This window comes from Paenibacillus sp. VCA1 (genome assembly GCF_031583795.1).
In the GTDB taxonomy this organism is placed as follows: Bacteria; Bacillota; Bacilli; order Paenibacillales; family Paenibacillaceae; genus Paenibacillus_AQ; species Paenibacillus_AQ albilobatus.
On sequence record NZ_JAVLSX010000008.1, the window covers coordinates 139,454 to 166,323 of the forward strand.

Here is a 26,870-nt window from a genome sequence, read left to right on the forward strand (position 1 = left end):
TTTTTACAATACAGAAATGATATTAATACCAAACAAGTAAGGATCTGGATTGATGAAAAGCTTATCTAAGATTATGAAAGAAAATGGGATAAAATTTATGGGGAGTTCATTTATCGATATCCTCAAACTTAATTCCAACAATGAATCCCCTTGAGAGGCTGACGTTTACTGGATTGAAATTTCGGACAAAAAACGTCCTGCAGTTCTCGTAACTGAAATAGACAAAAAATACTTAATGGTTCCTTTTTCGTCTCTTAACAATGGAAATGGGACAAAAGATTATGACGAAAGCAGCGTAAAAATTAAACGTAAGCATAATCCATTTCTTAAAAAGGACTCAATTGCTGTTGTAAATGAAATGAGAACAGTTAAAACAATGCCTGAAAAAATAGAAACTATACGTAGTAGAGACGTGAATCGAATCAGATTAAGAATTAAATTAATACCTGGACCGGTGAGTTTACTCGATTTATAAATAAGACGCCAACTCATATATTTAGTTGAACCAAACGGTACGATCGTTGAATCATGATATAAAGGCAGCCGGTCAATGAACTGCTTTTTTGATGCTCCCGCAAGAATACAACATGTAAACAATGTGCAGAGCCTTACATCTCAAAGGGGTTTTGTCACACATTAGGTAACCGAGTAATTTGTACGCTAAGCCTCTCTTAATCTAAAAATGGCCGGTTTCCTCTACAATAAGGACCCGGCCACTTATTATTTTTTACCAAGCTCGATATCAACGAATACATCACTTGGAGCAATGCTTGCATGATAATACGATTTTGCTTCGGAAATGCGCATACAGCTTCTCGACTTGACTTGTTATTTCTACCATGGCGTTTCCGTTTTGTGCTCAATCACTTGCAATACTTTCGGTTCGAGAGCTTTTGACAGTTGTTCCATTTGTTTCTTTGATACCTTGGCACCTTCAACTTCTTTCTCAGCCTGTGTTTTTGCGATGACATCAATGACTTGTTGTTTAGAGACATTTTTGGATGCTGCAATCTCCGCAACGGATTTGCCCTTTGCTAATTCTTGTTTTAATTCTGTCGGGTTCATCTTTAGTAAAGCAAATAGTTTTTCATCGTTTAAAAAGGAATCGGCAGTATAGTCAGGTTTACCATTTACAGAGAAGAAACCTTCTACTTTAACAGGATTTGAAGGTGTAGGTTCGCCGCCGATCAAAGAAACATTGATTGCATTGCCCTGAACAAAGGCTTGGTAGAATGGTGTTTCTGCTCCCTTTTTGCTGTAATTCAACATGAACGTTTTTTGATCCGAGTTCTCCATTTGCTCCATACGAAACTCGTAATGATCAATGCTGCCGTACATTTTAGTAATGAGATTATCTACCTTCGCCTTGATGTCCTGACCGGTTAAAGAAATGACGGGCTTCTCTTTAGGCTCCCAATTCTCCTGGTTCACGTGTTCGATCACACCCGTAATACCGTTTATATCCAGTCTAATTTTTTTGCCGGTTCCTCCTTTTTCCTGCAGTACGATGCTTGTTTGGATCGCCTGCTTTTGGGTTGAATTCGTGGCGTCTCCCCCAAGGTAGCTTGCATCGACAATCTCAAACGATTTTGCTTCGGGAAAAGCGCCGTACAGCTTCTCAAGCGCTGCTTTGCCAACCTCATCCACTTTGACTTGTTCAGCAGTCATTGGTGTTCTAGTCAGCATGTCTATCAGGGTAGGGGCCGCAAAGGCTGCGGTTGGAATCAAAAGCGCTACGGCAACAATACCGCCAATCAATCGTTTTTTCATAGGTTTTTCGCTCCTTTTTCGTTGCAAATATTGAGAATAGGATCGTTCTATTCGTTTGGAGATGGCCGGAGGGCACTCGATCGTTTCTGCCTCTTTGCGCAGATGTTCACGGATTTCGCGTTCAATAGTCATTGATCTTTTCCATCCTTTCAGGGGGGAGATTACATAAGTATTTTCGAAGCGCCTGAAGGCCGGCATGATATCTGGATTTGACTGTACCCACTGGAATATCGAGCAGCGTTGCAATTTCTTCAAGAGTATAGTCGTGAAAAAAGCGGAAGATAATCACTGTCCGCTGTTTGTCGGTCAGTTTTCGTATGGACTGCGATATCATTTGGTCCGTCCCATCCAGCGCAGTATGTTGATCCCAATAAGACTCTTCCCGGGTGAAGGAGCGGATGCGTTCAAAAATTCGGAATCTCCTCCAGCTCTTGACCCGAAATCTTTGCACTTGGCGGATGACCAAGCCATGCAGCCAGAAGTGGAAAGGACGGTTCGTGTCGTAGTTCGCAAGGGAGAGCCACATTTGCATATAAATCTCATTCATGACATCTTCCCGATCCTGCTGATGATCCACCAGAAAGGAGACTGTACGGTAGACATCCTGATAGGTAGCATCATACACTGCATGAAACGCCTGTTGATCACCATCCTTCATTTTTTCGAGTAATTGGTACATATATTCGTTTTGCATCAGAGGGCCCTCCTGTAAGCTGCTTACACACTATATTGCCTCTCTATCGGAAAAGGGTTCGGTGTTAAAAGGAATTTATTTAAAAATAGAGAATTGATTCCTTTATAAGTTTTTTGGCATATCGATCGAGTAAGGGTATTGGTGGGGGAGAACGATGAAAGTATATAACAAACATTACCTCAAAGCATGTGAAAGCTACTTGTACATGACCAAAGACGAAATTATCACCAGGCAGCTCCGAATCGAAAACTGGCTGCTTTTTAATGAATCTCTCATCAAAATAGGGCTCGTCGTCTTTTTGGGGGCTGTTTTTTGGACATCAAGGTTGGCGCTTGTCCACCAGCTTTCTTTTACGTCATGGAGCCTGTATGTAATGATCATTTATATTGGCCTGCTGTATTTTGCCGGCCAGAGTTCAAAACGCTGCCGGGCGTATAGCGATGCGGCCGAAGTGATGCTTCAGTTTGACAGCGAAGAAGCCCGCCGCACCTACTTAGATGAAATGCTGAAGCCGCAGTTTCAGTAGGGGAAACGTGCCTTTGCGCATCGACCCATTACAATATGAGGCATAAAGGAGAACTCGACGGGGTGCGCTTACTCTCCCGCAAGACGGTAGAAGCGATGACCACCGATCATTTTACCCCAGAGCAGCATGGACATGCGTTTTTCGATGAAACGGATTTTGGCGGTACTCCGGTATGGCCCAACAAAGGGTACGGCTATGGGGTGTCGGTACGAAACGCGGGAGATTGGGATCGTCCCTAGCATAGGTTCCTTTTTCTGGGCGGGAGCCCTGGGAACCACCCGGATCGCAGATCCTAAGGAGGAGCTGATGGCTCCCCTTATGATTCAGCTGCGTGGTGCGCAGATGCCGAATAACAGCAAGCTCCCCTTCGATTTATGGACGATGATGTAACAGGCGATTGAGGATTGAAGGGATCGTTGCTAGGAGTTTTAGTCACTTTTTAGTATTTCGATGAATTAACGCAAAGATTAATAAGGATAAAAAAAGTAGGGTTAGATAGGTGAGTATATACTTTGTGAGAGGCGATTGAGGATTTGATGTGAACGTTGCAAAAGCAATAATGAATGGTAATGCGACAAAATCCAAAAGATATCTTTTGCGAACCTTGTATATTTCGAATAATTTCTTTCGTCGAAAGTTCAACAGATTCCATCTCCTATCACATGATATTAAAGAGGCTGCCGTAACCCTTTCGACAGCATGAGGATGCTTGCTTCCGGCAAGCATCCTTTTTTGTCATTATGAGTTTAAAACAAACTCCCCGTCTATACCAGAAGCATATTCTATTGGCCGCTTCCTTCGCCTAATGTTTTTTCTTGATCAGCGGCATCATCCGGTTCATCGGTTGCCCTATCTCCGGTTGTTTTTTCTTCAAGACGGCGGGTGTCACTCGCCCCGGCATCCAGCTCTTTTTCGTCCAGGGTTACGTCATCCACGTACACCGTCATTTTTCCTTGCCCGTTCGGCGAGGAAATCTGCAGGCCGATCGCTTTGATCAGCGTTTTGTCGATGGCTTCGCCATGGATGTCCTTGCCGTTCAGGCTGAGCGTGATCCACCGGTATTCGTCGGTCAGCTCCACTTCATCGGTTGAAGCCCAATCCCAGTTCGCGCCCGTTTTGATGAACAGCTTGGCTTTGGCGGTGCCGCCGGCGACTCTGGCTCGAACCTTTAACGTGCCGCCTTGGCTGAGGTCCTGATCGCTCATGTAGGCGAGCTCGAAATGCTGGTCGCCGGCAGCCGTGGCCGGGAAATCTGCGCTGAGAACCTTGCTGCCGCCGTCTTCGGGGTTCGCGAGGTTGTCCGCGCCCAGCGTATTGTCGTTTAGCGTCCAGCCGGCCATGTTGTCGTTAAAATCGAACAGCACGCCGGGCGCGACGCCGCCGCTTTCGCTGCCGCTGGGCACGGTGCCGGCATTCGGATCAAGCAGCGCATGGATGTCGTCAAAATACATGGACGACGTCAGCCGATTGCCGTCCGGCACGGCGTTGGTGTAAATCGAAAAGGCCTGGACGTTCTTCAGGTTCGTCTTCGTTAGCGTGCCGGTTGCGCCGTTGGCGGGCTTGAATTCATGGAACGGCGCGGTGATCAGGGCAGGTTCGGTCGTTTTCGTGTCGGGGTAATATTCATACGTTTTGCCGCCCACGTTGATTTGCATCACCAGCTTCTGCCCCTGGCCGTCCGGCTGGTACCAGAACTGCAAGGCGTTGTAGCCGGACCAATCGTCGCCGTTCATCGCCTTGGTGATCCCCGCGTAGCCGCTGCCCGCCAGCGTGTACGTGTATTTCAGCCCGTAGCTGCCGCCATGCTTATGCACGCCGTCCAGCGCAGCGCTCGCCGGGTCGCCGCCGGCGTGGACGAACTTGCCGGCAAGGGCGTCGCTGCTGCCCAAATATCCCTCGAAGTCATCGACCATTGCGGGGTCACCCGATGTTTCGTTATAAGCGTTGTAAAGGCGGATGTTATCGACATAGACCGGAAGCGCTTCGCCGCCCGAATTCAGCCCGCTGCCCACGATGGACAAGGCGATGTCGTCGGCTGCCGCCAGGGCGTCCATATTCGTAAAATCGATCGTCGGGCTGAATTTGACGAATTCCACGCCATCGATCGTCTCCTTCGGCAAGGAAGCGAGCGGGACATACGTCGTATCCATGCCGTATTTATTGCTCCAATCCGGCGGGAGCTGGCCGACGGCACGCAGGCTGGCGTTAGCGCTGGTCTCCCCGGCGGACAACGGCACCCACACGTCCATTTTGACCCGTTTGATATCCGCAAGCGAGCTGGCCCCGGCCTTGGTTTTGGCATTTTTCAGCTCCAGCTTCAGCTCCTGCCATGAATCGGTTCCGTTCAGATGCGGCACGCTGATCTTCAAGGATCCGCCGTTAAAATCGCTGTACGCCACGCTTCCGTCATGCGTTTCCTTCAGCGAATCGGTATATTCGCCGTTGTATTGGATGCCTTCGACGTCCGCGGCAGCATCGAAAGTGTAGGTCCCGGCGAGCACCTCGCCGATTTTCACGAACACGGCGTTCGTTTGCTGATGCAGGACGGCGCCGTTTTTGCCGTAGATTTTGACGGTAAAGTCCACGGTTTTGCCGTTCAGGCTTGCCGCCGGCGTCCACTCCGCTTCGTAGTAGCCGCTGTTCGGGTTCAGCGCCATCGGGTATTCGGCATCAGAACCCTGGATGCTGTACACGACGCGGTCCAGCGTTTCATTCAGGACGCGGGCGCGGAGCACTGTCGAGGCGTCTTTGATCGTGCTTTGGTGGGTCGGAGAGGCGATATGCATGAAACCCCGCCCGGACGCCGTGTTGACCTTTTTATCGTAAGCACCGGTCACGCCGTCGCTGAACAGCGTGTACGCATCCTGATAGAACTTCTTGAAGTCCGGCAGCATTTCATGCTCCTGGTTCGGATCGCCGGTCGGATAAGGGACGTAAACGGAATCCGGTCCAAAATTGGCCCAGGTTTGCATGTACGCCATCTTTTTTGCGTCCGGATCGGATTGGAGCGTGCCCGCCAGCTTCGTGTAGAAGTCGGGGGTGGTGTTGCCCTTGATTTTCATTTTCTGATAGCCGAATTCGGTGAAAGCAGCGACCTTGCCGCGGCTGTCGGCGATTTGGGACACGGTTTTGGCTTCGGTCTTCACGCCGTTGAACCAGGAGTCGCCTTCTCCGTTGTAATAGCTGTCGAAACCGAGAACGTCGACGTAGTCGTCGCCCGGGTAGGTTTTCAGATAGGTGTCGGCGGAGTCGCCAAAACCGCCGCCGGGCGAGTAGGCGTAAAGGAAGTTATGAACGCCTTTTTTGTCGCGGAGATATTCGACCGTATAGCGGTAAATCTCCTTGTATTCGTCGGTCGTCGTAAAAGCGGCTCCCCACCAGAACCAGCTGCCGCTCTGCTCATGGAAAGGTCGGAAGATGACGGGAATCGGCTTGCCGTCGTCCGTCTTGAGGTGAAGGGCGAAATCGGCGATTTGGTCGAGAAAAGCGTTATACGCCGCGTTTTTGTCCCCGCCCGGCAGGATGTGGGAAACCACGTTGCCTTTGGTGTCGTAAAAATCCCCGCCCGTGACGAAGTTCGGCATATGCGAGCTGAGCGTCAGCACGCCGCCGTCCGCGTAGGCTTTTTTCATCACGGCGACAAGATTGTCCCGGCTCTGCTCGGCGTTGCCGGCGACGCCCGGCTTTTCTTTGCCTTCCAGGCTCAGCGTATCCCAGCCGAATAGCCCCGGATAGGCGCCTACGCTGTTGAAGGTATCCGACTGCGTTCCGTCCTTCGCCGTGATGGACAAGCCTTCGGTCGTGGCGTGCTGCTGGCCGAACAGGATGTTTTTACCGCGGAGCTGGTTCAAATAGACGAACAGCGACCTGGTTCGGTCGGTTGCCGCCGCGTCCACCAGATTGACGGTCGGGACGTTCTCTACCGGACCGCCTTCATTGCCCCCGCCGTTTCCGCTTCCGCTGCCGCCGGAAGAAGAACCGCCTGGGCTGCCGGAAGAGCTCCCGCCTGCCCCCGGGGTACCGGACGACACCGAACCTGTGCCGATCGTTCCTGCGGAGATGGCGACGGTTCCCGGCTGCAGGGCGGTGCCGTTTAATGTTACGCCGGTGCCTTGGATCACCGCCTGCTTGATGCTTCCCGTACCCGTGATCGCGGTGCCGGCGGCCGAGGGGGTTACGGTCAGGGAGGTGACGGAGGCGCCCGCGCCAAGGTTCAGCTGCACGGGGCGGTTGAATTCGGCGCTGTCGATCGTTGAGGCGTCACCTGCGTCCAGCCGCGACGCGCTGTTTGCCGTCAGCTGCCCGATACGGGTTGCGCCGGACATCTGCACTTGCACCTGACCGTCGCGGCGGTTGATGAGGACGGTCCGGAGCTCGGAGTCCTTCAAAATGACGGTCTGCCCGCCGCCTTCGATAAAGAGGGTTCCCTGCACGGTGACATGGTCGAGGGTTATCCCGCCATCGCCGATGCCCGGCGCCAGATAGAGGTTGCCTTGGATGACGGCGTCCTTCAGGACGACATCCCCGTGGTTTACCACGGCGTTGCCGGTGATCTTCCCGGCCACAAAAGTACCCGCGGCCGGGTAATAGGTGTTGACCAGCTTATCGATCAAGGTGAAAACCTCCGCGCGCGAGATATGTCCCTCGGGGCGAAAGGTTCCGTTCGGATAGCCCTGGAAAATGCCGGAGAGCGTCCGGACCGCTTCGCGCGCATACGCCCCGATCTTTTCCCGGTCCGAATAGGGAAGGGGGGAGGCGGCTTCGCTTGCGCCCAATTCAAATGCCCGGGCCAGCAGCACCGCTGCGTCCTGGCGGGTGAGCGGATGGTTTGGTTTGGCTTCGTTGCCGGGGTATCCCTTATAGTATCCGGCTTCTCTGGCGGAGGAGAAAGCGTTTGCAAACCAAGCGTCGACAGGCACATCCGCAAAGGCTTCTTTCGACTGCGCCGCAAAGCCGAACAGTTGGTTCAGCAGCGACACGAATTCGGCCCGCGTGATTTCCCCGTTGGGATGAAAGGTTCCGTCCGGGTAACCCTGTATTAAAGCGTTGCCCTTCCATTTTTGAATGCTTGCCTGAGCCCAATGTCCTGCAATGTCGTTGGCCGCTTTGCTGCCGCCGGTCGTTTGAGAGGCTGCAGTTCCGTTAGCGGGAGAAGACAGCAGCGAAGCGAACAATACCGCCGACAAGGCGGCGCTCAACCATTTTGTTGATGCATTCATAGAAACTCCCCTTTGCCGTGAAAAGATAAAGGGCTAACAAAGCGGATTGATAAACTAACAAAAATGTCGAAAATATTCATTTGTAACCGCTTTATTTATCCCTTTTCGAGACATTATACTACCATGAGGGGGGATTATTGGCAACATAAAGTTATTTTATTAAACTAATAAAACAATAACAAAAATATGTTTGTTATTAAAAACGGAGGATTGTTTATCGCCCGCGATTCAAAAGCATGTGGTTCATATGGTGAATTGAGAGTTTGGATGACGGCCCTTTTGGGCACCGTGATGCTGGCCCGCTCCGGCAAGAGACCAAGCCCTGGAGAAATTGGCCGATAAACACTCTTCCCGATCCCTGCTTTCCACCAAAAATGTAATATGTTAAAATCTCATGGCAAGTAAAGATTATAGAGGAACATGGATGTCAAAAGAATTTACCTACCATGAATCATTTATCCATATATCTTGCGGTTGATCTATCCAGCGGGGTGAAAATATGAACAAAACGGAACGGCAGCTGGCCATTACGCTTGAACTGCAGCGGAGCAAGCTGGTTCGGGCGGAAGATTTGGCGGCGCAATTCGAGACAAGCGTCCGGACCATCTACCGTGACATTCAAGCTTTGAGCGAAGCGGGAGTTCCGATTGTCGGAGCTCCCGGACAGGGATATTCCCTGATGGAGGGATATTTTCTCCCGCCGGTCAGCTTTACGGCCGAAGAGGCCGTGGCTCTGCTGATGGGGGCGGATTTTATCGAGCAAAGGCTGGATGAGGAATACAGTCCCGCAGCGAAGGCGGCGAAACGAAAAATCGAAGCGATTTTGCCGGAACCGGTGCTCAGCGAGTCGACGCGCGTACGGGAAACGATGCGGCTTCTCCAAGCAGGCGAATCGGAAACCCGCCGGAAGGAGAAGGAGTATCTTGGGCAAGTTCGGCATGCGATTTTGGAGCGCCGTAAAATTCGGTTTACTTATCTGAAAAAAATGCCGGAATCGGACGGCAATCGGAAGAATATAAGGGAAGCGGCCCCCTATGGACTAACGCTCGTTCAGGGCAATTGGATGTTGCTCGCGCGCTGCGACCTGCGGCAGGATCTCCGCCATTTCCGATTGTCGCGGATGACGGAGCTTGCCGTGCTGGAGGAGCGCTTTTCCATGCCGCCCGGGTTCGATTTGAACCGTTACCGCCCGCCCGATGACCGCAACGTTCGGGTGGTGGTTCGGGCCAATCCGGAACTGGCCGACAGAATCGCCGAAACCGCTCATTATTATTTGGAAGAAACGGAAGAGCGTGAGGACGGTTTGCGGGTCGTCTTTCGCGTACGACGGCCGGAGGAGCTGCTGCGCGTGGTCCTCGGTTGGGGCGGGGATGTGGAGGTGCTGGAGCCGGAGTCCTTCCGCCGCCGAATACTGGAAGAAGCTGAAAACATCTTAAAACGCTACTGACACACTGTTGTCAGTAGCGTTGTTTTATAGTGGGAGTAAATCCACCACTGAAGGGGAGTTGTTCCCATGTTGAAAAGTACAGCGGGAGCACTGCAAGATTTTGAAGCGACGGTAGACCGGTATTTGATTGAACTGGAGCGCATCGATATGGAGTCGTTGCTGGCCAAAACGAACGAAGAAGAATGGTCCATCGGGCAAATGTTTGTGCATTTGATTCAAACGGCGCAGTTCATGCAGCTGCAGAATGCCGACCACTGCCTTGCCGGAAGCGGAGCGGCGGTTACCACCACGGAGGACAAAACCGAGATCGGCAGGACGGTATACGAGTCGGGAAGTTTTCCGCCCGTTCGCGTCCGCGTGCCGGCTTCGCCGCAATATACCCCGCATCAGCCGGAGAGCAAGGAGCAGCTCATCGAAGGGCTCCGCGGTGTAGTGGAACGGATGAAACGTACGGAGCCCGCTGTAAGCCAGGCGCCTGAACAAATGAAGCTCCCCCATCCGCGTTTTGGGCCGTTAAACGCCAAGGAATGGTTCTTGCTGGTCGAGATGCATTATCGGCATCATTTTTTGCAGCTGGATCGTTTGAAAAACGAGTTGAGTTTGGTTTAATCGCGCAGCGTCACCGCCTGCATCGCGTGGTCTAAAAGAGCAAATAAACAGCAGCAGTCCAGGGCACGTCCTTCCTGGGCTGATGCTGTTTATTTTTTTGGCTTCCGAACGGATTTGAAGGGGCTGCGGGTATCCGTCCCCCAGTCTAACGAGGTGTGGTGGGATGACTGGTTAAGCTCGAGCTGCCCGATCCTCCTGATTCATGGCGGGCAGAGCTTCATCCCGGATACCGATCAGGCGAGACGGATGGAAGCCAAACCGCCACTGCTTTGTTATACTTAAAATAAGTAGAAGACATAGGAAGCAAAGGTGTGAAGTTTTTGACCAGGCCCTATATGATGGAGACAAATCGTTTAGGATTTTCGGAGTGGCGGGAAGATGATTTGGAGTTGGCGATGGAATTATGGGGCGATCCGCTCGTGTCCCGGCTGATCAGCGCAAACGGACGATTTTCGGAACAGGCGATCCGTGAAAGATTACAGACAGAGATTCAAAATAACCTGACGTTTCAGGTCCAATATTGGCCAGTATTTGAACTCTCAAGCGGTACTATGATCGGCTGCTGCGGGTTAAGGCCATATCGTAATGAGACTCGTATATTTGAATTGGGATTTCACCTCAAACCGGAGCACTGGGGCAAAGGATATGCTCATGAAGCCGCTTCTGCAGTTCTGGAGCATGCCCAAAATGAGCTTAAGTCGGAGTTCATTGTGGCAGGACATCATCCGGATAATACGGCTTCTGCAAAACTTCTGGGTAAACTCGGCTTTCAATATACGCATCATGAGTATTATGAAGCAACCGGTCTCGAGCACCCTACCTATCGATTCAAGTGTGAATCGCGTTAACGGAATCGGATATTTCAACGAAACATGGAAGAGGCAGCCGGCTGATGATGCCAGGCTGCTTTTTCCCCTTTATCACTACACTTGTGCGGTAGGACGGATCACAATTTCGTTGATATCCACATCATCTGGCTGCTCGATCGCGAAAGCGATCGCACGGGCTACCGCTTCCGGCGGCAATCCCAGTCCGTCCCGAACCGCTGCCAGCTGATCCCTCACTTGTTGATTGGGTATCCCGTCAATAAAGTTCGTCTGCACAACGCCTGGCGAAATAATCGTTACGCGGATGTGATCGCCGGCTTCCTGCCGGAGCCCTTCGGAGATGGCGCGAACGGCAAACTTGGAACCGGAATAAACCGCCTGGTTCACAACGGTCTTCAGTCCAGCGGTAGAAGCGATATTTACGAAATGCCCGAAGTTCTGCTGGCGGAAAACAGGCAGCGCGGCGGCGATGCCGTATAACACGCCTTTCGTATTGACGTCGATGGTCGCTTCCCAGTCTTCGACACGCAGTTCGTCCAGCGGGGAGATCGGCCCGATGCCTGCATTGTTGATGAGCACGTCCAGTTTGCCGTAACGTTCGCAGGCCAGCTGTACCAGATGGGACAGATCTTCGCGGCTTGTTACATCCATGCTGGCATATACCGCCTCACCGCCACGGCTTTCGATGCGCGTCACGATGTCCTTGAGCCGATCCGTACTACGCGCCCCAATAACAAGCTTCGCTCCACACTCGGCAAGACGTACAGCCGCTGCTTCTCCAATTCCACCGCTTGCGCCGGTAATGGCAATCACTTTACCCTGAATTCCTGATATCGTTTCATCGTTCCTATTCACAGCCGAATCCTTCTTTCATCTGATATTTATCTTGCTTATCCCATGATAAGAAAAATCAGCTGAAACCATGTAGACCATTCTTGCGCGATCCTTGCCTATTCCTGTCCGGTCTTGGTTTATAATAGGTTTACTCTATACAATGAAATGAATCCATTTATATAGGTTGAACGAAAAGGAGCTGTGAACAAGCCTTGAACCAAACCATTTCTGAATTGGCCCGGCTCATTGCCCGTCATGCGCCGGTCGATGGCGTTCATACAACAGCGATTCCCGAGCTCTGTTTCCGGCGTGCGTCCAAGGAATCCGAGCCAACGCATACGATCAACATGCCCTCGCTGTACATCATTGCCCAAGGCACCAAAACGGCCGCGTTAGCCGGGGACACCTTCCAGCTCGATCCAGGTACGTATATGGTGACCTCCGTCCATCTGCCGGTGATCGGGAAAATCATCAAGGCTTCGCCGGAAAAGCCTTATTTAAGCTTAGCGTTGACGCTCAATCCGGATGTCATTGTAGATATAAACAAGAAATCCAGCCCTTCTCCCAAGGAAAGGGGGGAGACTTCAGGGCGGGGCATTTTGGTCAATCCGTCCACCCCTCCCTTGCTGGATGCAATGCAGCGCCTCGTCCATCTGTTAGATACGCCTGCGGATATTGACATGCTGGCACCGCTCGTCATCCGGGAGATATTTTATCGGGTACTACAGGGTGAACAGGGAGCGCGCATCAGGCAGTTTGCCGTGATCGGAAGCTATGCCCAGGGCATTTCAAGCGCAATTCATCGGATCAACATCAATTACGCACAGCCGCTGGTAATTGAAGAGCTGGCTGCTCAATTCAGCATGAGCCCGACAACCTTTCACAAGCAGTTCAAACGGGTAACGGCGATGAGCCCGCTGCAGTATCAAAAAACCATCCGGTTGCAAACGGCAAGGCGTCTGCTGCTCACAGAAGGCTTGGATGCTGCAACGGCCGGATTTCGCGTCGGCTACGAGAGCCCCTCCCAATTCAGCAGGGAATACGCCCGTTTATTCGGACGGCCGCCGATGAGCGATGTCCAGCACCTGCGCGATTCGCTAGGGGAAGGATAAGGGGACTTGGATCAGTTCGACTTCGCCTCGTCCACTGCCTCTGCACGGATATTAAACGTCTATATTATTTCTTTCCCTATCCTCCAGAAGGGCAATGAATTATGATCAGTGTAGTGAAATTCAGGAAGCGGAGCGGGAGGGGAAACGATGTTCGAATCGATTTATGATCAACTGAACCTATGGGGGAAGGACGATACGTTTTTCATGCGCATCATTGAGCGGATCAAGCCGGACGGAATAGCCGATTTGGGCTGCGGGACGGGAAGGCTGACGCTGCATTTGGCGGGTAAAGGCTATCACGTGATCGGCCTCGATCCCGATGAAGCATCGATTCAGATCGCCAAGCAAAAAGACACCGGGAACGCCGTGATATGGGAGGTTGGGACGTCCGAGAATCTGGGAGTGGACCGGTTTGATTTGGTCATGATGACGTCCAACGTGGCGCAGGTTTTTGTGGCGGATACGGAATGGACTGCTACGCTGCGCAACATTTTTCAGTCCTTGAAGACGGGAGGGTATCTTCTGTTCGACACCAGAAATCCCCTCGCACGCGCATGGGAACGCTGGACCAAGGAACATTCCATCAGCGAGGTCGTGGATCCGGTAACGAAGGCGAGCATCAGAACCTGGCATGAAACGACTTCCGTCCATCTGCCTCTGGTGACGTACGATACCTTTTATGAAAATCTGGATACCCTTGAGGTTCAGAGTGAAGAAGACACGCTGATTTTTAGGGAGAGGGAGACGTTGAGGCAGGATCTGCTTGCGGCAGGTTTTCAGCAGGTGAACGTATACGGAGACTGGGAATTTCAGCAGGCCGGGCTCAACGCCAAATCCTTCATCTTCGCCGCCAAAAAGTGAGTAGAAGCAGAATACATTCATGGTTGCTGCAGTCATAACCACCGGCTAAGCCGGTGGTTATGACTGAATAACTATGATGTGTCTGAAGAAACAGACCGAAGCTGATTCGTTGATTGACCGGTTTTAGCGATTGGACATCGCGCCTTGGCATGATGAACCCGACGATGGGCGCACCACCGCGGCGAAAACGACAATAAATATTCTATTCCGTCACCGCATGGATTCCATCGATCGCTCACAGCTTCGATACAGTCCGTCGAGCTCGGCGTTGTTCCTTACTGCCTTTACGATTATTCACGTCCCTATTTCATTAACGGTTCCAAAGGGTATACCTCAGCGACTCATGCTCCCTGTGAACGAAGCGGGTCAGGAACGGCGATTCCGGCCCGGTTGAGGTGAGACGTCTTTACGTTAACATAATAGAGTCACCAATTTAAGAAGGAGAGCCACAGAATATATGCGTTCTCCTTCTTGAAATTTTCAACTATCATCCTCCGCTAACGGAATGCCGACATATTGAAGCAGGGGCTCGTAGGTAAATGATTTTCTCAAAAACAAGCTGTCCCACCGCTACCGCGCGATAAGTCACTGACGTCCTTTAGTAAGGATCCGGAACGTGATGCCGAATTTATCCGTAACATTGCCGTAAGCGGGGCTGAAGAAACTGGCTTGCAGCGGCTGGTTCACTCGACCGCCTTGCTTTAATGCTTCGAAATATCGGGTCGCTTTTTCTTTGTCATTGGTTTGAACAACGATGGTGATTTGCGTCCCTTTCTCGTAGGTGCTTCCGGTAACATGGTCGGAAATCTGCAGTTCGGAATCACCGATTTTCAAGACGGCGTAATTCACCCAATCCTTCTGTTCAGGCGGCAGCGGAGCCTCCGGATTTTCCGGCAAATCTCCGTACCGGAGCATATAGGTGACCTTGGCATCCAGCGCCTTCACATATAAATCGATGGCCTTATTTGCATTTCCATTCATTTCAAGAAAAGGGATCAAACTCGAACTCACAACAATCATCTCCTTGGTATAAATGTTCGCGACGGACAACCGGCAGAGAATCTTCTTTCGCATGGACCGGTATTCCTTGTCACTAACCATGTCGTAAGGCACGAAGGAAACGTGACGGAAATGGCGAAAATTTTTTTGATGAGAAAAAACGGGGATTCAAGGTGAAAATGTCGTTATGAAAAGGTCACTACGCTCACTATCGAACGACTTTCAATCATTTTTTTTGCGATAAACTACCCTTAGAACATCACTATCACCGACTTTGCTGCAACTTTCTAAAAGTAAATTTACTTTAGAAAATCCTTGGGGAAAGAGCTGAACCCCATTCCCTAAAAGCGTAGGCAAATAGTAGATATCGTACAAGTCAATCAGATTCTTATTTAGAAACTCACGAATGATCACTCCGCCACCCATCAGCCATATATTCCCTGGCCGATCTGCCCATATTTGTTTTACAAGTTCATCAACAGGGGTATTGACGAATGACACTTCATTATTCGAGAAACGATTCGGGTCGCGCGTATATACGTAGCACTTTTTCGCGGCATACTTCCATTGACCTTGTGAATGCTTTTTGATATATTCGTAGGTTGCTCTACCCATAATGATCGTGTTTATCGACGAATACAGCCGATCAAAGCCATAATCGGGCTGTGGATCAGGTGTTTCATAAAGAAAATCAAGCTTGTTATCTTCACTTGCGATATACCCATCTAGACTTGCGGCAATATAAAGAATGACTTCGTTTTTCATCCATTTCCCCACTTTCTATTATCGTTAATTTTTTAATATCAGATGTAGAAACAGTTAAATTCCATTCAAGCGTATTACTCGTTTCCATCAACTCCATCATACAACGAAACTATGACAACTAACGTCATAGTTAGAATGAGTTGAACAATAATATAGGACATTTCAACCATACAATCCGATCATGCAACACCATGTTATTAAACAGTTTTCAACCAACATTTTCCGAAGAGCCGAAAAAACATGAGTCATGGAATTGCAGTTTTCCTACAACTCCGTCACATCTGCTGGGTTTGATTCGACATAGTAATAAAGACGAAACGAAGGAAGGAATGTGGACTTTGAACGATCACAATTGGCTGGTGGAACAATTCGAGGCGCATCGGAATCACCTGCAGGCGGTGGCATACCGGATGCTCGGATCTCTGAGCGAAGCGGAGGATGCTCTGCAGGAGTCATGGATACGACTTAGCCGCTCTGATTCTAGCAGCATCGAGAATATGGGGGGATGGCTGACCACCATCGTTTCGAGGGTTTGTTTTGATATGCTTCGGGCTCGCAAATCGCGGCGTGAGGAGCTTGCCACGGTTAATATTCCTGAACCGGTAACTAGCCGCCGGGACGGAAGCGATCCCGAGCACGAAGCGCTGATGGCCGATTCTGTCGGCCTTGCGATGCTCGTTGTACTCCAAAGATTAAATCCTGCTGAACGCATTGCATTCGTGTTGCACGATGTATTCGCCTTGTCTTTCTCTGAGATCGCTCCCATTATTGGGCGTAACGAGGCCGCGGCAAGACAGCTTGCAAGCCGCGCACGCCGCCGGCTTCAGGGGGCCGATTCATCATCGGAAACAGCGGAGTACAGGCAAAAACGGGAGCTAGTCGATGCGTTTCTTGTTGCGTCACGTAACGGAGACTTTGAAAAACTTCTCACGGTATTAGACCCGAATGTTTTACTCCGGAACGACACTGCATTTATGCCTGCCGCCAATACGCCTGTTGTTCGCGGATCTCAAGCTGTGGCCAATCAATTCGCCGGGCGGGCTCAGGGCGCACGGCTGGTGCTCGTAAACGGATCCGTTGGCGCCGTTGTGGCTCCTCGCGGTCAAATACTCTTCGTACTCGAATTTACCGTTGCAGGAGGCAAGATCACCGGAATCGAAATGATTGCTGATCGGTCACGCCTTCGCCGGCTCGACTTGGCTGTGTTGAATGATTTATAAGATGCGCAGCCGGCCAAGAGCCGGCTGCTTTTTCAATGAAATAGCAAGCATTTTTGCATCAACTAGCTGGACATCCTTTACTTTCGAACAGCATGATGTTAAACTTGATTTCGATAGTTATAGAACTGTGGAATAGAAGGAGGAGTTGATCATCATGGAAGATCATCAAGTGGATATGCAAGCCGTTAAGGTATATAAAGCTTTGGGGGAACCTACTCGGCTGAAAATCGCTTTGCTGCTCTCGAAAGAAAGCAATTTATGTTTCACGGCCATCGGTGAGAAGCTTGAATCGGTTGCAGGATCAACGCTGTCACATCATCTGAAGCAGTTGACGGATTCCGGCCTGATTGATTCCCGCAAAAGCGGATCGTATATTCACTATAACGTCAACCGGGAAGTGGCGGAAAAATTTGCGCCTTATTTGTTGGCGTAATTTTTTTGAATATCATTTCTATAGTTCTAGAACTGATGAATTGATGAGTATACGCAATCTTCCTCTATTCCCTACGAAAAAGGAGAGAATTACTTATGGGCGACCAAGCAAATACGATGGAGATTGGAATCAGTACGTTTCTTCATGCAGATCCCGAAAAAGGGGGCGTCTCACATGCCGAGCGGCTGCGTCAAGCGGTCGAAGAGATCCGATTGGCGGATCAAGTCGGCCTTGACGTCTTTGCCATCGGCGAGCATCACCGTATCGACTATACAAGCTCGTCGCCAGCCGTCATATTGGCTGCCGCTGCGGCGACAACGAAGAACATCCGGTTCTCGAGCGCGGTGACGGTGCTGTCCTCGGATGATCCGGTGCGGGTATATCAGAACTTTGCGACCCTTGACGGATTGTCGAACGGGCGGGCTGAGATCATGGCCGGACGAGGCTCGTTCATCGAATCGTTTCCGCTGTTCGGCTATGACCTGAAGGATTACGAGGAATTGTTCGAAGAGAAGCTGGAACTGCTGCTCAAGATCCGCGCTTCGGAGCGGGTGACATGGCATGGCGGACACCGTCCTGCGATTGACAATATGGGCATCTATCCTCGTGCTGTGCAGCAGCCTTTACCGGTCTGGATCGGCACGGGCGGCAGTCCGGACTCAGCCATTCGTGCAGGCTTGCTGGGACTACCGATCGTCTTCTCAATCCTTGGCGGACCGCCGCAGCGATTCGCACCCTTGGTGGAGCTTTATAAAGAAGCGGCCGTGAAAGCCGGCCACGATCCGAACCAACTGCAAATCGCTACGCACTCGCATGGCTTTATAGCCGATACGACGCAAGAGGCGACGGAGCGGTATTACCCCGTGATGGCCGCCCAAATGAACCGGATCGGACGGGAACGCGGTTGGTCCCCTTATACACGTGACTCATACGATGCATCCTGCAGCCTTCATGGCGCTCTTTATGTCGGTGACCCTGAATATGTGGCGGAGAAAATCTTGCTGCTGCACAAGAACCTCGGCCTGACCCGATTCCTTATGTACGTTGATTTCAGCACGCTGCCTCATCGCGAATTGCTGCGAACGATTGAGCTGCTGGGCACCAAGGTAGCGCCAATCGTCCGTAAAGAGCTCGGCCGTCAAGCATCAAGCAGTACGGATGGAGTGAAGTGACCCGATCGAGGTGGGAGATGCTGGAGGGTGGAAGCTGCATTTTTTTTAACTAAGAATTCTATAGATTTAGAACTGTAAAAATGAAAAAGAGGAGAGAAACAACTTGAGTAACACATGGAAAATCTATATATTGGCCATTGCCAGCTTTTTAGTCGGAACCTCTGAATTCGTGATTGCCGGCATATTGGATATGCTCGCAAGAGACGTCGGCGTGTCGGTAGCGGCAGCCGGCCAACTGATTACGGTCTATTCGCTTGCCTATGCGATCGGCACTCCGATTCTGATTGCACTCACGGCAAGAATGGATCGGAAGAAGCTTATGCTGTCGGCTTTGGGTTTGTTTTTCTTAGGTAACCTGATCACCATTACATCGAGCGGCTACGGCATGCTGATGGGGGCAAGAATTATTTTGGCGATCAGCACCGGGGTATTCATGGTGGTCGCCCTTACCGTTGCGGCCAAGATTGCGAATCCCGGCAAGCAGGGCGGTTCGATCGCCACCGTTCTTTTGGGCTTTAATCTCGCGCTCATTCTGGGGGTTCCGTTGGGAAGGCTCATTGCGGGCTCGTATGACTGGAAAATCATTTTCACGGGGATCGGCGTGCTCAGTTTGATTGCCATGATTGTCCTTCTGCTGACGATTCCCAAATCAGAGGGAGAGGCTCCCGTTCCGATTCGGGAACAGCTCGCCTTGCTAAAGACGCCCCGGATCTCCGTCGCGTTGTCCATCAGTTTTTTCTGGATATTGGGATATACGATTCTGTACACCTATATCACGCCGTTTCTCCTGACCATTACGGGAATGAGCGAACGGATGGTAAGCATCGGGCTGTTTACATTTGGCCTGGCAAGCCTCCTGGGTTCCCAAGTTGGCGGTTACGGCGCAGATAAATGGGGGATCCCCCGCACGATGGTGGGAGGTCTGCTTTTTCACTCGGGTATTTTATTTTTGCTGGCGGCTTTTGCTCATTCCTCCATGCTTGTACTGCCGCTCCTGATGTTGTGGTCCTTCTTCGCCTGGTCGACGGGTCCGGTTCAACAGGTGTACTTAATCGGTATGGCTCCCCAAGCTTCAGGAATCATCTTAAGTTTGAACAACTCCATCGTGCAGTTGGGTATGGCCGTAGGCGCTGTCATCGGGGGCATTATTGTGGACAGCATCTCTTTGACGGCAGCAGGATGGCTGGGTGGAATAGGAGTCGCCCTTGGGCTCATTCCGGCCGTGTATTCTTTGACGATGCGCCGCCGGTCTGCATTTGAAGAACAAACATTGGAGAACTGACAAAAACAAAAACGATTCCCTATGGCTTTCGTTCATGTATAATGAGCTTACGGACGAATGGTGTCCGGTATTAAAAAGTACCTTGGATTACGGACTGACCCCATAGAGTGAGACAAATGAAAACACCTTCAAGAAAATACAACCATGTCGCAGGATATGGAGACAACCTTGGAGGTGTTTTTTTGCGGCAACAAGAGAAGTAACGGATGGCCAAGGCTAACTTTAATTTTGTAGTGATTAATCAACTACCGGAGGGATTCGATGAAATTTGATTTTCATACCCATCATGAGCGCTGCGGACACGCGGCCGGTTCGGTGAGAGGCTACATTGAAGCGGCCATCGGCCAGGGGCTGGATATGATCGGCATCTCGGACCATACCCCGTTTTTCGCATCTGACGAAGACCATCCTTCCCCGGACGGGAGCATGGCGAAATCGGAGTTTCCCGTCTATATTGAGGAGGTATTAAAGCTAAAGGAAGAATATCGAGGGAAAATTGAGGTGCTGCTTGGCATCGAAGCCGATTTTTTGCCGGAGCATCTGGACTTGTACCGCTCTGTGATTGCATCTTATCCTTTTGATTATGTTATCGGCTCCGTGCATGAGTTCGCCGGCATCGGCATTTATGACTCGGCGCATTGGGAAGGTTTGACCGCGGCAGGGAAATTGGAAGTAAAAAATTTGTTTTATGCTTATATCGCCCAATCGGCGAAATGCGGCTTGTATGACATTTTGGGGCATGTGGATTCTTTGAACCGTTACTTCAAAGGCTATCCGGAGATTCGTACCGAAGCCGCCGAAGTCATGCTCAAGGCGATTGCGGAAAGCGATGTCGCGGTCGAAATCAATTCGTCCGACGACCTTTGGGTGCCGGATGGAGATTTGCTGGAACGAGCGCTCCATTATGGGGTGAAGGTGACTTTCGGCTCTGATGCGCATGAACCCGAACGGGTAGGCGAGCATTTCGCGGCCGTCGCCAGCCATTTGTATGAAATCGGTTACCGGGAATGGGCCGTATTCCGCCACCGCCAGCGGTTGATGGTTCCAATCGGTCGGTGAGTACACGGGTGAAAAGGTGAAATTGGCTTTGAAGCCGCCAATCCCAACCATCGGGAACGGCGGCCTTTTTTGTGGACGGATGATTTTATCCTCTATCCAATTTCAGAAAATCCTCCTTCAGCAGCCCCATCACGATGGTGTCAACGTACTGTCCATCAATAAAGGAATGCTCGCGCAGCCTTCCTTCAATGACAAAGCCGCATTTTTCGTAGGAGCGGATGGCCCTTGCATTGCCGCCCCATGTTTCGAGCTGAACGCGTCTCAGGTTCATCGTCCGGAACACATAACGGATCAATGCTTTCAGGGCGTCCGAGCCCCAGCCTTGTCCCCAGTAATTTTTGTTGCCGATGCCGATTCCCACGGTACACCTGCGGGAGACGATGTTCACGTCGCGATACTCAATAAAACCGATATGCTCAGGTTGATCACCGCGCGCGTAAATGGAGAATCGTCCTTTTTCCCGCTTATCCAGTTCTATAATTTCCTGTTTGTAAGCATCCTCCAGATATTCTACAGGGACATGGCTGAACATAAATGCGGCCGTACCCGCCTCGAGCTTGGCTGATTCCTCGTCGTTCCTCCAGGCATATGCCCGTCTGTAATCGTCAAGAGAGACGGGGCGCAGCTCGACCTTTTCACCCGTGATCAATAGGATACACCTCCATAAGCAACGATCTACCTACAATAGAATCTTCACAGTTTTGATTATCATTATGACAGAAGGATATATGATGAACAAATCAGGGGGGGCGCGATATTCCAGTGCCGGATTTTCCGACAAAACAGGCAATCATAATATGTGCCAAAATGAAAGTTTTTTATCTTTTAACAATTGTATGATAATTTTTTACCGAAATTGCACGTACGCCTAACATTCCGTTGACACTCCCTCACTATAGTGAAGATGTAAGCGAAAGATCCGGATGACCATACGCTTCGCGAATTGAAGTTTAACGATGGGGAGGCCACGGAACATGAGAACAAAAGGGAAGGTAAACGAGAGGACCGTCTTGAAGTGGAACGCCAAAGGAATAACGGGGATTGAGCGGGATACATTCGCGCCAAGGGGAGAACGAAACGCCTGGTCCTGGCCGGGCAAAGCGGCGGCGCTCGTCTTGGGCACGGCCCTGCTGCTGACCGCATGCGGACAGGGGGAAAGCGGAACGGCAGGCAGCCCGGATGCGCCAACCAAGCCGGCCGAGTCGGCCGAGACGGTTCAAGGTTCGGCGGCCGCTTCCGGCAGCGAAACGCCGGAGGCGCTGTATGAGCAAGCCAAAAAGGAAGGCAAGGTCATCGTCTACTCGACATCGGGTCGCGCCAACGACGCTGCGGAGACGTTCATGAAACAATATCCCGGCATCAAGGTCGAGGTGAGCAAGGTCAAGTCCGACGAGATGATGGACAAGGTGACGAAGGAGCAGGACGCCGGACAATTCAACTCGGACGTGATCATCACGAAGGAAGTAAGCGGAGCCGTCGAAGAAGAGATGGTGAAGCCGGGACGGTACGTCAAGTACTTGCCGGAGGATCTGGCGGAGAAGGTCGACGAGCCGTACCGCACGCAGTCTGAAGGGTATGCCAACTATCTGGAGTTCCGCACGCTTTTTTACAATACCGATCATTACAAGTCGGCTCCGGTCACCAACTGGTGGGACCTGACGACCCCGGAATTTAAGGGCAAGGTGTACACGGCCGATCCGCTCAGTTCGCCGGCGTTCATGGATTTGTTTACGACGATGGTCCTCCACAGCGACGATATGGCGGCGGCATACAAGGAGAAATTCGGCAAGGACATCGAGCTGCACGGAACGGAAAACGCGGGTTACGAGTTTATCAAGCAACTGTTCGATAACGGGCTGGTCGTGTTAAAAGGAAGCGACGACGTGCTGGATGCGATCGGCAAAGCAAACAGCGACGCGGTCGGGCTGGCGGTGTCCGGCGACGTGTCGAAGGTCGAGGAAAAGGGCTGGAACGTCCTTCCGATTTACGATATGAAACCGAAGACGTCGGTGCCGGATTCCGGATATTTGTTCCTCGCGAACAAAGCGCCGCATCAGGCCGGAGCAAAGCTGTTCATCCGCTGGATGATGGGCGAGAAGGACGGTCAGGGCGAAGGCATGGCGCCGTTTAACGAGATCGGATCCTGGGTGCCGCGCTCGGATGTGAAGACCAAAAACGACGTGGCTTTCGAGGATCTGAACCTGTGGATTTACGATGGGGAGAAGCTGTATTTTGAGGCGCCGAAAGTCCGGGATTTCTGGATCAAGCAGAAATGACGAACGTGAATGACACGGACGGGAGGAAAACCGGATGCTGCATAAACCCATGCTGAATACGTGGCAGGCCAGATGGCTGAACCGGTGCCGCAATGCGCTGCGGAATCCGCTGTACCTGATTGGGACGGCGGCCCTTCTGTTTCTCGCGTACACCATCGTCTGGCCGGTCCTGAACTTAATCTACTCGACGTTCATTTGGAAAACCCAGGATGCCCGGCTCACGCCCGCGGCGGATCCGGGGCACCTGACGCTGTACCACTGGAGCCGCGTGCTGGCGAGCGACATGAGCTGGTCCCTTTTTTACAAGCCGGTGCTGAACGCCTTATCGGTGGGGGTGACGGTTTCGGCGCTGTCGATGGTTTTCGGCTGCGGGCTTGCCTGGCTTGTGACGCGGACGGATATTCCGCTGAAAAAGACGATCACGTTTCTGGCGATCATTCCGTATTTGCTGCCTTCGTGGATGCTGTCCCAGGCGTGGCTGACCTTTTTCAAAAACGACAAAATCGGCGGCACGCCAGGCATTCTGCAGTCGCTGCTGCATGTGGCGCTCCCGGACTGGCTGTCGTACGGCTTCGTGCCGATCGTGTTGACCCTGTCCATCCACGACAGCGTATATTTCTTTCTGCTTGTCGGCGCGGCGCTCAGCTCGATGAACAGCCAGCTGGAGGAGGCGGCCGAAATGGCGGGAGCGAGCCGGCTGCAGGTGCTGCGGCGGGTCGTGTTCCCGCTGATGCTGCCGTCGGTGCTTTCGGGCTTCATTTTGATATTTACGAAGGCGGTCAGCGCCTACGGCGTGCCTGCGCTGCTTGGCACCCCGGTCAATTTTTACATGATCTCGACGATGTTGTATTCCAGCATGCGGTCGCGTCTCACGACGGAGGCGAACGTGCTGTCGTTAACGCTGATGCTGATCACCATGCTGGCGATTTATTTCAACCAGCGCCTGATCGGCGGCCGGCGCAGCTATGTGACCGTGTCGGGCAAAGGCAGTGCCGTGACGCATATGCCGCTCGGCAAATGGCGGCGTCCGGCGGCGGTGGCGACGGTAGCCGGGATGGTAGCGATCGCGGTCGTCCCGTTTTTGGTGCTGCTGCTGCAGACGTTCCTGCTGAAGAACGGCTCGCTCAGCCCGGACAACTTCACGCTTCATTACTGGGCGGGCGGTTCGGATCCGGATATCAACACCGGGGAGAAGGGTGTGCTGCAGAACCCGATTTTCTTGCTCGCCCTGAAAAATTCACTGGTTATCGCCGGCATCGCCTCGGTCGCGGCCGCGGTGATCGGATTGCTGTTCGGCTACGCCGTCGCCCGCGGCAAAAACACGGCCATGGGCAAGCTGGTGGATCAGCTGTCTTTCTTCCCGTATTTCATTCCGGGCATTTCGCTTGCCGCGATTTATATTACGATGTTCGCGAAGCCGGTTCTGTTCATCCCGGCGCTGTACGGCACCATTACGATCATTATTTTGATTACGGTGGTCAAAGAGCTGCCCTTTACCGTCAAGGCGGGCGGCGCCGCCATGATGCAGATCGGACCGGAGCTGGAGGAAGCGGCCGTGCTTGGCGGCGCCTCCTGGTTTACGCGCTTCAAGCGCCTGCTGCTGCCGCTTAGCCGCAAGAGCCTGCTGTCGGCCTTCATCCTCGTGTTCATCGGGGCGATGAAGGAGATGGAGCTGATCATCATGCTCGTGACGCCGCGGACGGAGACGCTGACGACGCTGACCTTTTATTATGTGGAAAAAGGGTACGACCAGCTGACAAACGTCGTGCTGATGATCATTATCGCGATCGTCGTGGCGGTCTACGCCCTTGCCGTGAAGTTCGGGAAGGCCGATTTAACCAAAGGATTGGGAGGGCAATGAATGAACGCGATTGAACTGCGGCAGATTCATGTGAAGGTGCAGCAGAAGCATATTTTAAAAGGCATCGACCTGACCATCGAAGAAGGGGATTTCGTGACGCTGCTCGGCCCGTCCGGCTGCGGCAAGACGACCCTGCTTCGCACGATTGCGGGACTGCAGAAGCTGAACGGGGGAACGGTCGTCATTTCCAGGAACAAGGTGGCCGACGGGAGCTTGGCGTTCCATCTGGATCCGGCGAAGCGGGGCGTGAGCCTGGTGTTTCAGAGTTATGCGCTTTGGCCGCATATGACCGTCTTTGACAACGTCGCGTTTGGCCTACAGGTCCGAAAACAGCCGAAAGCCGAGATCCGGAAGAGCGTCAGGGCTGCCTTGGACAAAATGCGCATCCCCGAGCTGGCGGACCGCTATCCCGGCGAGCTGTCCGGCGGGCAGCAGCAGCGGGTGGCGATCGCCCGGGCGATCGTGACGTCCCCGTCGATCCTGCTGCTCGACGAGCCGCTCTCGAACCTGGACGCCAAGCTGCGGACCGAGATGCGCGCCGAATTGAAGCGGCTGCACCGCGAGCTGGGCACGACCATCGTCTACGTGACGCATGACCAGCATGAGGCGATCACGCTGTCGACGAAGGTCGCCGTCTTCTTTGGCGGCGAGCTGGTGCAGGTGGACACGCCGCGCGAGCTGTACCGCCATCCGCGGACGCTGCAGGTGGCGGAGTTCATGGGCAGCTCGGACCATCCGCTGAACCGGGTGGAGGGCATGTGCCGCGTGAACGGAAACGAAAGCATCCTCGGCACGCCGCTGGGAAGCTTCCGGCTGGCAGGGCCGGACGGCGGGGCGGATCGCGCCGTGGTCCTGACCCTAAGGCCGGAGGATATCGCGCTGCACGAGGCGCGGGTTCCCGGCTCGATCCCGGTGAAGGTGGAAGATGTACTTCCCGCCGGCGGCGAAACGCTGGTGAGAGCGGCCTTCGGCCAAGAGAAGCTGAGCGCCCGGGTCATGGGAGACCCGGATTACGCCCTGGGTCGCGTGTTGTATGCGACCTTCCGCGAGGACCGCATCAACCTGTACGACCGTGAGACAGGCAGCCGCCTGAACACGAAACTGACGACGATTACACCCATATTGGAGGAAATGCACCGATGAAAATTGACTTTCACTTTCATGTTAAACTGTCCAAGAAAACCGATTTCTCCATGAAGCATTTCAACGAAATGCTGGATGAAGCCCGCGATCAGGGGCTGGAGGCGATCACGCTGACCGAACATTTCAATACGCGCCGCTTCGACGAGGTGTACGGGACGCTCGACCGGGTGCTGCCGTGCAACAACCATTATTACGATCGCGACGGCTTTAAAATTTTTACGGGCATGGAAGTGGACGTGGCCGAAGGCGGGCATATCCTTGTCTCCGGACCGAAGGACGCCCTGCTTGAGGTCCGGGCGCTGCTTGAGCCGCATACGAAGCCGGATTCGTTCATCGGACTGGCGGAGCTGTTCGATCTATGCGAGCCGCGCGGCATGATGGTGATCGGCGGCCACCCGTTCCGCAAGTCCAATCATCTATATCATGTGGACTACGAGCTGCTGCGCCGGTTTGACGCCTTCGACCTGAACGGCAAAGACCTGCACGAGATCGGCATTCAGGAAAATATCGCCCTCGTGCTGCCGCTCGGCGCGGAACTGGGCGTGCCGGTCGTGGCGGGGAGCGACGCCCACCAGATGTTCCAGGTCGGCTGCGTATACAACGAGCTGCCGGGCGATTACGAGACCGTCGCCGAGCTGAAGGCCGCCATCCGGGCCGGGGCGTGCAAGCGGGTCATTTCCCCGAGCCTGCATTTGCAGGTGCGCGCGGCGGGCGCGGTGAAGAAGTTGTTGAAGAAAAAGTTCGAAGTGGAGGCGGTTTAA

The 26,870-nt window shown here is 52.5% G+C and carries 23 protein-coding genes; 16 read left to right on the forward strand and 7 right to left on the reverse strand.

Annotated features, from left to right (window positions below):
* Positions 1–834 precede the first annotated feature (834 nt).
* Together RJP21_RS19160 and RJP21_RS19165 are read right to left on the reverse strand one after the other, a co-directional pair.
* Positions 835–1,902, reverse strand: coding sequence for a hypothetical protein (locus tag RJP21_RS19160; protein ID WP_310860737.1), 1,068 nt, complete (start codon positions 1,900–1,902; stop codon positions 835–837).
* The gene (locus tag RJP21_RS19165; protein ID WP_310860738.1) at positions 1,892–2,464 is read right to left on the reverse strand and encodes a sigma-70 family RNA polymerase sigma factor; all 573 of its coding nucleotides are present in this window, start codon (positions 2,462–2,464) and stop codon (positions 1,892–1,894) included. Before RJP21_RS19165 ends, RJP21_RS19160 begins: the two co-directional genes overlap by 11 nt.
* 154 nt (positions 2,465–2,618) lie before the next feature.
* On the opposite strand from RJP21_RS19165, the gene RJP21_RS19170 reads away from it, so the two are divergent.
* Together RJP21_RS19170 and RJP21_RS19175 are read left to right on the forward strand one after the other, a co-directional pair.
* Positions 2,619–2,990, forward strand: coding sequence for a hypothetical protein (locus RJP21_RS19170; protein WP_310860739.1), 372 nt, complete (start codon positions 2,619–2,621; stop codon positions 2,988–2,990).
* Between the two features lie 62 nt (positions 2,991–3,052).
* Positions 3,053–3,229: a hypothetical protein gene (locus tag RJP21_RS19175; protein WP_310860740.1), complete on the forward strand. Its 177-nt coding sequence runs from the start codon at positions 3,053–3,055 to the stop codon at positions 3,227–3,229.
* A 543-nt stretch (positions 3,230–3,772) separates the two neighbouring features.
* Here the strand turns inward: RJP21_RS19175 and RJP21_RS19180 are convergent.
* Positions 3,773–8,209, reverse strand: coding sequence for a glycosyl hydrolase (locus tag RJP21_RS19180; protein WP_310860741.1), 4,437 nt, complete (start codon positions 8,207–8,209; stop codon positions 3,773–3,775).
* Positions 8,210–8,708: 499 nt separating this feature from the next.
* Here RJP21_RS19180 and RJP21_RS19185 point away from each other — a divergent pair, with 499 nt between their 5' ends.
* The 3 genes from RJP21_RS19185 to RJP21_RS19195 all read left to right on the forward strand — a co-directional run bounded on the left by RJP21_RS19185 (position 8,709) and on the right by RJP21_RS19195 (position 11,113).
* Entirely contained in the window at positions 8,709–9,656 is a 948-nt protein-coding gene (locus RJP21_RS19185) for a helix-turn-helix transcriptional regulator (RefSeq protein ID WP_310860742.1), read from the forward strand.
* Positions 9,657–9,722: 66 nt separating this feature from the next.
* On the forward strand, positions 9,723–10,265 hold the full coding sequence (locus RJP21_RS19190; RefSeq protein WP_310860743.1) for a DinB family protein: 543 nt from the start codon (positions 9,723–9,725) through the stop codon (positions 10,263–10,265).
* Between the two features lie 311 nt (positions 10,266–10,576).
* Positions 10,577–11,113 (forward strand): GNAT family N-acetyltransferase, encoded by a 537-nt coding sequence (locus tag RJP21_RS19195; protein ID WP_310860744.1) that lies wholly within the window; start codon positions 10,577–10,579, stop codon positions 11,111–11,113.
* A gap of 75 nt (positions 11,114–11,188) precedes the next feature.
* On the opposite strand, the gene RJP21_RS19200 is transcribed toward RJP21_RS19195, so the two are convergent.
* A complete protein-coding gene (locus RJP21_RS19200; RefSeq protein WP_310860745.1) occupies positions 11,189–11,947 on the reverse strand; it encodes an SDR family oxidoreductase in 759 nt (252 codons plus the stop codon).
* A gap of 191 nt (positions 11,948–12,138) precedes the next feature.
* Here RJP21_RS19200 and RJP21_RS19205 point away from each other — a divergent pair, with 191 nt between their 5' ends.
* Complete coding sequence (locus RJP21_RS19205; RefSeq protein WP_310860746.1) at positions 12,139–13,038, forward strand: AraC family transcriptional regulator; 900 nt, start codon at positions 12,139–12,141, stop codon at positions 13,036–13,038.
* 147 nt (positions 13,039–13,185) lie between these two features.
* Positions 13,186–13,899, forward strand: a complete 714-nt coding sequence (locus tag RJP21_RS19210; RefSeq protein WP_310860747.1) for a class I SAM-dependent methyltransferase — start codon at positions 13,186–13,188, stop codon at positions 13,897–13,899.
* Positions 13,900–14,484: 585 nt separating this feature from the next.
* Here the strand turns inward: RJP21_RS19210 and RJP21_RS19215 are convergent.
* Both RJP21_RS19215 and RJP21_RS19220 read right to left on the reverse strand, forming a co-directional pair.
* On the reverse strand, positions 14,485–14,919 hold the full coding sequence (locus tag RJP21_RS19215; protein ID WP_310860874.1) for a VOC family protein: 435 nt from the start codon (positions 14,917–14,919) through the stop codon (positions 14,485–14,487).
* 201 nt (positions 14,920–15,120) lie between these two features.
* Positions 15,121–15,663 (reverse strand): dihydrofolate reductase family protein, encoded by a 543-nt coding sequence (locus tag RJP21_RS19220; RefSeq protein ID WP_160043590.1) that lies wholly within the window; start codon positions 15,661–15,663, stop codon positions 15,121–15,123.
* A 338-nt stretch (positions 15,664–16,001) separates the two neighbouring features.
* Between RJP21_RS19220 and RJP21_RS19225 the strand changes: the two genes are divergently transcribed.
* The 5 genes from RJP21_RS19225 to RJP21_RS19245 all read left to right on the forward strand — a co-directional run bounded on the left by RJP21_RS19225 (position 16,002) and on the right by RJP21_RS19245 (position 20,829).
* On the forward strand, positions 16,002–16,883 hold the full coding sequence (locus tag RJP21_RS19225) for a sigma-70 family RNA polymerase sigma factor (RefSeq protein WP_310860875.1): 882 nt from the start codon (positions 16,002–16,004) through the stop codon (positions 16,881–16,883).
* A 154-nt stretch (positions 16,884–17,037) separates the two neighbouring features.
* The gene (locus RJP21_RS19230; RefSeq protein ID WP_160043588.1) at positions 17,038–17,316 is read left to right on the forward strand and encodes an ArsR/SmtB family transcription factor; all 279 of its coding nucleotides are present in this window, start codon (positions 17,038–17,040) and stop codon (positions 17,314–17,316) included.
* Positions 17,317–17,411: 95 nt separating this feature from the next.
* The gene (locus RJP21_RS19235) at positions 17,412–18,488 is read left to right on the forward strand and encodes an LLM class flavin-dependent oxidoreductase (RefSeq protein WP_310860748.1); all 1,077 of its coding nucleotides are present in this window, start codon (positions 17,412–17,414) and stop codon (positions 18,486–18,488) included.
* Positions 18,489–18,591: 103 nt separating this feature from the next.
* On the forward strand, positions 18,592–19,770 hold the full coding sequence (locus RJP21_RS19240) for an MFS transporter (protein WP_310860749.1): 1,179 nt from the start codon (positions 18,592–18,594) through the stop codon (positions 19,768–19,770).
* Positions 19,771–20,031: 261 nt separating this feature from the next.
* On the forward strand, positions 20,032–20,829 hold the full coding sequence (locus RJP21_RS19245) for a histidinol-phosphatase (protein ID WP_310860750.1): 798 nt from the start codon (positions 20,032–20,034) through the stop codon (positions 20,827–20,829).
* A gap of 85 nt (positions 20,830–20,914) precedes the next feature.
* Here RJP21_RS19245 and RJP21_RS19250 read toward each other — a convergent pair whose 3' ends face one another.
* Positions 20,915–21,478 carry a GNAT family N-acetyltransferase gene (locus RJP21_RS19250; protein WP_310860751.1) on the reverse strand — a complete coding sequence of 188 codons (564 nt, stop codon included), beginning with the start codon at positions 21,476–21,478 and terminating at the stop codon, positions 20,915–20,917.
* Between the two features lie 325 nt (positions 21,479–21,803).
* Here RJP21_RS19250 and RJP21_RS19255 point away from each other — a divergent pair, with 325 nt between their 5' ends.
* The 4 genes from RJP21_RS19255 to RJP21_RS19270 are packed head-to-tail and all read left to right on the forward strand — an operon-like array spanning position 21,804 to position 26,870.
* A complete protein-coding gene (locus RJP21_RS19255; RefSeq protein ID WP_310860752.1) occupies positions 21,804–23,105 on the forward strand; it encodes an extracellular solute-binding protein in 1,302 nt (433 codons plus the stop codon).
* A 34-nt stretch (positions 23,106–23,139) separates the two neighbouring features.
* Complete coding sequence (locus RJP21_RS19260; protein WP_310860753.1) at positions 23,140–24,966, forward strand: ABC transporter permease; 1,827 nt, start codon at positions 23,140–23,142, stop codon at positions 24,964–24,966.
* A complete protein-coding gene (locus RJP21_RS19265; RefSeq protein ID WP_310860754.1) occupies positions 24,967–26,109 on the forward strand; it encodes an ABC transporter ATP-binding protein in 1,143 nt (380 codons plus the stop codon).
* Positions 26,106–26,870: a PHP-associated domain-containing protein gene (locus RJP21_RS19270; RefSeq protein ID WP_310860755.1), complete on the forward strand. Its 765-nt coding sequence runs from the start codon at positions 26,106–26,108 to the stop codon at positions 26,868–26,870. The genes RJP21_RS19265 and RJP21_RS19270 overlap by 4 nt, the downstream gene beginning before the upstream one ends.